This is a genomic window from Micromonospora sp. NPDC005174 (genome assembly GCF_040608495.1).
Taxonomy (GTDB): domain Bacteria; phylum Actinomycetota; class Actinomycetes; order Mycobacteriales; family Micromonosporaceae; genus Micromonospora.
On sequence record NZ_JBEXIJ010000003.1, the window covers coordinates 386,360 to 394,970 of the forward strand.

Below are 8,611 nucleotides of genomic sequence, written 5' to 3' on the forward strand. Positions count from 1 at the left end.
TCCTCGCGCTCACGGCCGGCCGCCCTTGTCGACGGCCAGACCGCCGCTCGCCGTTCCGCTGGCCTCGATGTGCCGGTCCACCTCGGCTCCGAGACTGCGCAGGATGTCCAGCAGCAACCCGATCACGATCAGGTACACACCGATGTCGAAGAAGAGCGAGGTGACCAGGTGGGCGTCACCGACCAGCGGCAGGGACACGTCGAGCTTGGTGCTCTCCAGCACCGATCCACCGGCCAGCAGCGCCACCACGCCCGTACCCACCGCCAGGGCCAGCCCCGCGCCGAGGATCAGGCCGGCGCCGACCGGGGCGGCGTCGGTCAACTCGTACCTGCCGCCGGCCAGGTAGCGGACCACCAGCGCGAGCCCGGCCACCAGGCCGCCCGAGAACCCGCCGCCCGGCGCGTTGTGCCCGGAGAAGAGCAGGAACAGTGAGAACAGCACCACCGTGTGGAAGATCAGTCGGGTGACCACCTCGAGCACGATCGAACGCTGCTCCTCGTAGAGGGTGGGGCCACCGCGCAACCAGACGGGCCGATGGGGTGGGGCGGCGGCCTCGGCGGACTCCGGCCGGCGCGGCCTGGGCCCGGTGCGGGACCTCTCGAAGATCAGGCTGGCCACCCCGGTCGCGGCCACCACCAGCACCGACACCTCACCCATGGTGTCCCAGGCCCGGATGTCGACAAGGGTCACGTTGACCACGTTGCGGCCGTACCCCTCGCCCACCGCGAGTGCCGGGAAGACGGTGGAGATGTCCGGCGCGCGGCGGGCACCGGCCGCGACGAGAGCGAGCCCGCCCGCCACGACGCCCATCGCCACGCCGATCACCCGACGGGTCCACCGGCTGCGGCGCAGCGGCCGGGCCGAGAATCGCTGCGGCAGGCGGCGCAGCACCAGCACGAACACCGCGATGGTCGCGGTCTCCACCAGGAACTGCGTGAGCGCGAGATCCGGCGCACCGCCCAGGATGAACAGCATGGCGGTGCCGTAGCCGGTCACGCCGACCAGCAGCATCGCGGTCAACCGCCGACGAGCGCCGACGGCGAGCAGCGCGGCCACCGCGATCACCACCACGACCACCGGTTGCAGCGGGTTGTCCCAGAGCGGCAGCCGGGCCCGCCACGGCCCGGCGGCGAGCATCGCCCCACCGGGCAGCAGCACGAGCGTGACGAGGATGATCCCGAGGTACTGCGGCAGGGAACCCCGCTGCGTCGTACCGGTGACCCCGATGGCGAACCGGTCGAACCGGCCCACGACCCACTCGTACCCCTGGTTGCCGCCGACCGGCGAGCGGAGCCGGGCCAGCGCGGGGGCGAGCGGCCCGCGCAGGGTGAACAGCAGGATGCCGCAGGCCAGCGCCAGCCCGGACAGACCGAGCGCCGCGGTCGGTCCGGGCCAGAGCGTCAGGTGCGCGTCGGGGGCGCCCAGCAGCTCGGCGTACGGACTCAGCAGGCCGTCCAGCACGCCGGCGGCGGGTCCGGCGAGCAGCCCGACGAGGGCGAGCACGGCCGGTGGCAGCAACATCGACGCGGCGATCGGCGCCGGCGGGACCGGTTCGACGCCCGGCCGGTCGGCGAACGCGCCCCAGAGGAAGCGGGCGCTGTACGCGACGGTGAGCACCGTTCCGGCGACCAGCCCGGCGAGGAGCACCGGATCGTGGGTGAACGCCGCGAACACCGCCTCCTTGGCGACGAACCCGACGAGCGGCGGTACGCCCGCCATCGACGCCGCCGCCAGCACCGCGACCCAGAACAGCGGCCGGGACCAGTGCCGCAGCCCGGACAGCTCGCGCAGGTCGCGGGTCCCAGCGCCGTGGTCGATGACGCCGACGACCAGGAACAGCGCCGCCTTGAACAGGGCGTGCGCCAGCAGCATCGCCGTACCGGCCAGCGCGGCGTCCGGCGTCCCCGCGCCGGTCACCGCGACGAGCAGGCCCAACTGGCTGACCGTCCCGTACGCGAGCAGCAGCTTGAGGTCGTTCTGCCGCAGCGCCGCCCAACCGGCGACGAGCATGCTCGTCACCCCGGCGACCTGGACCAGGGGGCGCCACGGACCCACCGTGGCGAGGACCGGCGCGAGCAGCCCGACCAGGTAGACGCCGGCCTTGACCATGGCGGCGGCGTGCAGGTACGCGCTGACCGGGGTGGGTGCCGCCATCGCGACCGGAAGCCAGGAGCTGAACGGGAGCACCGCCGACTTGGACAGGGCTCCGGTCAGGATCAACAACACCGCCGTGACGAGGTAGCCGCCGCCGGGCAGTGGATGCGTGGCGATCTCGGACCAGCGGTAGGTGCCGGCGTGCTCGCCCAGCAGGATGAACCCGACCAGCATGGCCAGCCCGCCCAGCGTGGTGACGGTCAGCGCCTGCGCCGCCGCCCAGCGGCTGGCCCGGCGTTCGGTGCTGTGCCCGATCAGCAGGTACGAGAAGATCGTGGTCAGTTCCCAGCCGACGTAGAGCAGCAGCAGGTCGTCGGCGAAGACCAGGACGAGCATCGCGCCGGCGAAGGCGACCAGGACTGCGGCGAACTGAGCCATCCCGGGTGCGCCGGCCTCGAAGTACCGGGCGCTGTAGACCAGCACCAGCGCGCCGACCCCGCCGACCAGCAGGGTCATGAGCCAGGAGAGCGTGGTGAGGCGCAGCGCGATGTCGAGACCCAACTGCCCGATCCACGGGTACGTCTCGACCACCGCGCCGCCGTGCCCGACGGCCGGGGTACGGGCCAGCGCCCACCCGAACGCGGCGGCCGGCGCGAGTGCCAGCGGATAGCACGCGCGGGGACCCCACCACCGGACCAACAGCGGCGCGACGAGGGCCGCCACCAGGTGGAGGATGAGCAGTACCAGCACTCGCACTCCCGATCGAGGTGGCCGACGCCCGCGCAGCGGTGGTGTCTTCAGCGATCAGACGCCAGATCCCCGACCCTCGGGCGGTTTTACCGGAATTGCTCCGCTATAGGGCGCAATGTGCGATCAGCGCGGTCGCCAGAGGCGGCGGTCGGTCAGCGCAGCAGGGCGTCGCCGATGGGCTGTGCGTCGTCGAGGTTCTGATCGCCGCGGCGGAGGTCGGCCAACAGGTCGACGCGACCGAGCTGGCGAGCGACCTTGGCGACGACCCGCTCCGCGACGGCGAGTGACCGCATCGAGAGCAGCCGGCCTCGACTCTCCCGGCGCAACACGAAGTAGTGCACGGCGACGCGGACCTGACCCCGGTCGGCGGCGCTGGCCTGGGCGGTGGAGACGACCAGCTCCCGCAGGCAGCCGGCGAGACGCTCGGCGAGCTCCAGCTCGGGACCGTGCAGACCGCCGCGGAGCGTGGCGAGGTGACTGTCGACCTTGCGGATCAGCACATCGGTGCCGGGCTCGACGTGTCGCGGCTCGCCGGTCATCCGATTCCTCCCACCCGGTTCGCGTTGCGGGTGAAGTTACTTTATGTTGCTCCTCACAAGCAAGCAGTTAAGTGAGACTTAACGTATTAATGGTGCATCAAACGCAATTTCCACACAGCGCGGCACGATCCGCCGTGGGTCGTTCGTGGTTGTCGTACCGGCGGGGCACGATGGACCGGTGAGCGGGTCAGACGTGGGCAAGGGCGAGGTGCTGGACGGGTTCGGTCCGGCCACCCGCGCCTGGTTCGACGCCGCCTTCGCCGCTCCCACCGCCGCCCAGACCGGTGCCTGGCGGTCGGTCTCCGCCGGTCGTAACGCCCTGGTCGTGGCACCCACCGGTTCCGGCAAGACGCTCGCGGCCTTCCTCTGGTCGCTCGACCGGCTGGCCCGCGAGCCCGCGCCGGCCGAGGCGCGGCAGCGGTGCCGCGTGCTCTACGTCAGCCCGCTCAAGGCCCTCGCCGTCGACGTCGAACGCAACCTGCGCGCCCCGCTGGCCGGCATCCGGCAGGCGGCGACCCGGCTCGGCGTCCCGCCACCCGACATCACCGTGGGGATGCGCACCGGTGACACGCCGGCCGACGAGCGACGGGCCTTCGCCCGCACACCACCGGACATCCTCATCACCACGCCCGAGTCCCTGTTCCTGCTGCTCACCTCGGCCGCCCGGGACTCGTTGCGCGGTGTCCAGACGGTGATCGTCGACGAGGTGCACGCGGTGGCCGGCAGCAAGCGCGGGGCCCACCTCGCACTCTCCCTGGAACGCCTCGACGAGTTGCTGCCCACGCCGGCCCAACGGATCGGCCTCTCCGCCACCGTCCGGCCGATCGACGCCTGCGCCCGGTTCCTCGGTGGCGCCCGGCCGGTCGACGTCGTGCAGCCGAAGACGGCGAAGACCATCGAGGTCAGCGTGCAGGTCCCCGTGGAGGACATGACCCGCCTCGACGAGCAGGAGCAGCCACCCGAGGACGCCCTCGGCGGGCCCGGGCCACGCCGGGCCTCGATCTGGCCGGCCGTCGAGGAACGGGTCTTCTCGCTGATCGGGCAGCACCGCTCCACCATCGTCTTCACCAACTCCCGCCGCAGCGCCGAGCGCCTGTGCGCGCGGCTCAACGAGCTGGCAGCCGAGGAGGTGGCCTCAGCCGCGGTCGCCTCCGCGTCGGGCGGGGGCGCGATCGTCGTACCCCAGGGGTTGTCGGCGGGCGACGAGCCGGCGGCCGACGGCGACCCGGTGCCCGGCGCGCAGCGGTGGGGCGGCCCGGCCGGCCCGACGCGAAACCGGCCGCCCGCCGAGGTGATGGCGCAGTCCGGCGCGGCGGCCGGGGCCGCGCCGGTGATCGCCCGCGCGCACCACGGCAGCGTCTCGCGCGAGGAGCGCAAGCACATCGAGGAGGCGCTCAAGTCCGGCCAGCTCCCGGCGGTCGTGGCGACCTCCAGCCTGGAGCTGGGCATCGACATGGGCGCGGTCGACCTGGTGGTGCAGATCGAGGCCCCGCCGAGCGTCGCCGCCGGCCTGCAACGCGTCGGCCGGGCCGGGCACCAGGTGGGCGCGGTCTCCCGTGGGGTGGTCTTCCCCAAGCACCGCGGCGACCTGCTGTCCTGCGCGGTGGTCGCCCAGCGGATGACCGACGGCGCGATCGAGGAACTGCACTACCCGCGTAACCCACTGGACGTCCTGGCCCAGCAGATCGTCGCGATGGTGGCCCTGGAGCCGTGGCAGGTCGGCGACCTGGCCGTCCTGGTCCGGCGGGCCGCACCCTTCGCCGAGCTGCCGGATTCCGCCCTGCACGCCGTACTGGACATGCTCTCCGGCCGCTACCCGTCCACGGCGTTCGCCGAGCTGCGTCCCCGACTGGTCTGGGATCGGGCCAGCGACCAGCTCACCGGTCGCCCCGGCGCGCAACGGCTGGCGGTGACCAGCGGTGGCACGATCCCCGACCGAGGCCTGTTCGGGGTCTTCCTCGCCGGCGCGGAGCGGGCCGCCCGGGTCGGCGAGCTGGACGAGGAGATGGTCTACGAGTCGCGCGTCGGCGACGTCTTCCTGCTCGGCTCGTCCTCGTGGCGCATCGAGGAGATCACGCCGGACCGGGTGCTGGTCTCCCCCGCCCCGGGTCAGGCCGCGCGGATGCCGTTCTGGAAGGGCGACCAGCTCGGCCGTCCTGTAGAGCTGGGTCGCGCCATCGGTGCCCGGGTCCGCGCCCTGCTGCGGCAGAGTGACGAGGCCGCGCTCGCCGCGCTGCGCGAGGGCGGCCTGGACGACTGGGCCGCCACCAACCTGATGGCCTACCTGCGCGACCAGCGGGAGGCCACCCGTTCGCTGCCCGACGACCGCACCGTCGTGGTCGAGCGCTTCCGCGACGAGCTGGGCGACTGGCGACTGGCCGTACACAGCGTCCTCGGCGCGCGCGTCAACGGACCCTGGGCCCTCGCCGTGGGCCGCCGACTGGCCGAGCGGTACGGGGTGGACGCCCAGGTCATGCCCTCGGACGACGGCATCGTGGTGCGCCTCCCGGACACCGCCGACGAGCCACCCGGCGCCGACGTGGTCGTCTTCGACCCCGACGAGATCGCCCAACTGGTGCAGGAGTCGGTCGGCACCTCGGCGCTCTTCGCCGCCCGCTTCCGGGAGTGCGCCGCCCGGTCGCTGCTGCTGCCCCGCCGCGACCCGCGCCGCCGCCAGCCGCTCTGGCAGCAGCGGCAACGCGCCGCGCAACTGCTCGACGTCGCCCGCGAGTACGCCGACTTCCCGGTCACCCTGGAGGCGGCGCGGGAGTGCCTGCAGGACGTCTTCGACCAGCCGGCGCTGGCCGAGCTGATGCGCGACCTCGCGGCCCGCAAGGTCCGCCTGGTCGAGGTGGAGACCAGCGCGCCATCGCCGTTCGCCCGGTCGCTGCTCTTCGGCTACGTCGGCGCGTTCCTCTACGAGGGCGACGCCCCGCTCGCCGAGCGCCGCGCCGCCGCCCTCGCCCTGGACTCCACGCTCCTCGGTGAGCTGCTGGGCCGGGTCGACCTGCGCGAGCTGCTGGATCCGGCGGTGCTCGCCGAGACCGACCGGCAACTGCGCTGGCTCACCGACCAGCGCCGCCCGCGCGACGCGGAGGACGTGGTCGAACTGCTGCGGGTGCTGGGCGACCTGAGCGACGCCGAGTTGACCGAGCGGGGTGTGCCGGAGGGCTGGCTGACCGAGTTGGAGGCCTCCCGTCGGGTGCTGCGGGTACGGATCGCCGGCGAGCAGCGCTGGGTGGGTGTCGAGGACGCCGCCCGGCTGCGTGACGCGCTCGGCGTGGCGCTGCCCGTCGGGGTGGCCGAGGCGTACCTCGCCCCGGTGGCCGATCCGCTCGGTGACCTGGTGGCCCGGTACGCCCGCACGCACGGGCCGTTCGCCGCCGCCTCCTGCGCGGCCCGCTTCGGGCTCGGCGTGTTCGTGGTCGAGCAGGCGCTGCGCCGCCTCGCCGCCACCGGTCGCGTCGTCTCCGGCGAGTTCACACCCGACACGGCCGGTGCGCAGTGGTGCGACGCCGAGGTGCTGCGGATGCTGCGCCGCCGCTCGCTCGCGGCGCTGCGTCGGGAGATCGAGCCCGTGCCGCCCCGGGCCCTCGCCACGTTCCTGCCCCGCTGGCAGCAGGTCGGCTCGTCGGCGCGAGGTGTGGAGGCGCTCGCGGCCACCGTGGAGCAGTTGCAGGGCGCCGCCGTGCCGGCGTCCGCGCTGGAACGACTGGTGCTGCCCGGCCGCGTCGCCGACTACTCCCCCGCCCAGCTCGACGAGCTGTGTGCCAGCGGGGAGGTGCTCTGGGCCGGATCGGGGTCGATCTCCGGGGGCGACGGCTGGGTCACCCTGGCGTACGCGGACGCCGCGCCGCTGCTGCTCCCGCCGCCCGACGAGGCGTTGACGCGCACCCCGCTGCACGACGCGGTGCTCGACGCGCTCGGCGACGGGCAGGCGCTGTTCTTCCGCGCGCTGGCCGACCGGGTCGGTGCCACCGACGACGCCGCGCTGACCGGGGTCATCTGGGATCTGGTCTGGGCGGGACACCTGACCAACGACACCCTCGCACCGCTGCGGGCGGTGCTCGGGGCGGGTGGGGCGCACCGGTCGCGTCCGTCGGCGCCGCGCACCCGCTACCGGCGCCCCGGCCGGGTGGCGCTGCCCACCCGCAGCGGCCCACCCACCGTCGCCGGGCGCTGGTCACGACTTCCCGAGCGGGATCTCGACCCGACCAGGCGGGCCGCCGCCCTCGCCGACGTCCTGCTGGAACGGCACGGCGTCGTCACCCGTGGCGCGGTCATGGCCGAGCAGGTCGTCGGTGGTTTCTCCGCGGTGTACCCGGTGCTGTCGGCGCTCGAGGAACGCGGCGCGGCCCGCCGGGGTTACTTCGTCGAGGGTCTCGGCGCGGCGCAGTTCGCGGTGCCCGGCGCGGTGGACCGGCTGCGCGCGCTGGCCGAGCCGGCCGACGGCGCGCGGGGCCGCGGCGGGCCGACCACCGTCCTCGCGGCCACCGATCCCGCCAACCCGTACGGTGCGGCACTGCCCTGGCCCGACCGCGTCGTCGACTCCGGCGACGGTGCCACTGCCGCGACCGGCCACCGGGCCGGCCGCAAGGCGGGTGCCCTGGTGGTGCAGGTCGCCGGCGACCTGGTGCTGTACGTGGAACGCGGCGGTCGGACGCTGCTCTCCTTCACCGACGACACCGAGACGCTCGCGGCGGCCGGCAAGGCGCTCGCCGACGCCGTCCACTCCGGAGCGCTGGGCGCGATGTCGGTCGAGCGCGCCGACGGCGAGGCGGTGCACTCCTCGCCGCTGCGTGACGCGCTGACCGCCGCCGGCTTCCGGGCCACCCCACGCGGCCTGCGCCTACGCGGCTGACCCGCCCCGCGACCTACGACCGCTGCGGCTCGCTCAACCGGTGGATGCGCCACCCGCGCGGCTGGCTCAACCGGTGGATGCGTCACCCGCGCGGCTGGCTCAACCGGTCGGCACTCCACCTGCACGGCTGGCCTATCGCGCCCGGCCTCCGTGCGCGTCATCGGCTCCCCGCGTGACGGCCATTCGTGTGGCAGACCCACCCGCCGGCAGCACCGGGGGCGATCCGGCAGCTCTCCCCTGCCGGAGGGCCAGCCAACACTGTTGTGGCGTTGATGCCTGTGAGTCATCTTGATGGGCGCGGCTGATGGCGCCTCGGCCGGCGTGTCCGGTGAGGGTGACGTGTCCGGTGGGTTCGTCGTCGGTGAGG

The 8,611-nt window shown here is 74.1% G+C and carries 3 protein-coding genes; 1 reads left to right on the plus strand and 2 read right to left on the minus strand.

Annotated features, from left to right (window positions below):
• Window positions 1–9: 9 nt before the first annotated feature.
• Window positions 10–2,844, minus strand: a complete 2,835-nt coding sequence (locus ABZU91_RS06370; RefSeq protein WP_355234758.1) for a Na+/H+ antiporter subunit A — start codon at window positions 2,842–2,844, stop codon at window positions 10–12.
• 152 nt (window positions 2,845–2,996) lie between these two features.
• Complete coding sequence (locus ABZU91_RS06375) at window positions 2,997–3,383, minus strand: hypothetical protein (RefSeq protein WP_355234761.1); 387 nt, start codon at window positions 3,381–3,383, stop codon at window positions 2,997–2,999.
• 178 nt (window positions 3,384–3,561) lie between these two features.
• On the opposite strand from ABZU91_RS06375, the gene ABZU91_RS06380 reads away from it, so the two are divergent.
• The gene (locus ABZU91_RS06380) at window positions 3,562–8,244 is read left to right on the plus strand and encodes a DEAD/DEAH box helicase (RefSeq protein WP_355234764.1); all 4,683 of its coding nucleotides are present in this window, start codon (window positions 3,562–3,564) and stop codon (window positions 8,242–8,244) included.
• Window positions 8,245–8,611 lie beyond the last annotated feature (367 nt).

Coding starts and splice junctions, on each gene's coding strand:
- ABZU91_RS06375 (WP_355234761.1), bottom strand. CDS start 3,383: ATGACCGGCGAGCCGCGACACGTCGAGCCCGGCACCGATGTGCTGATC.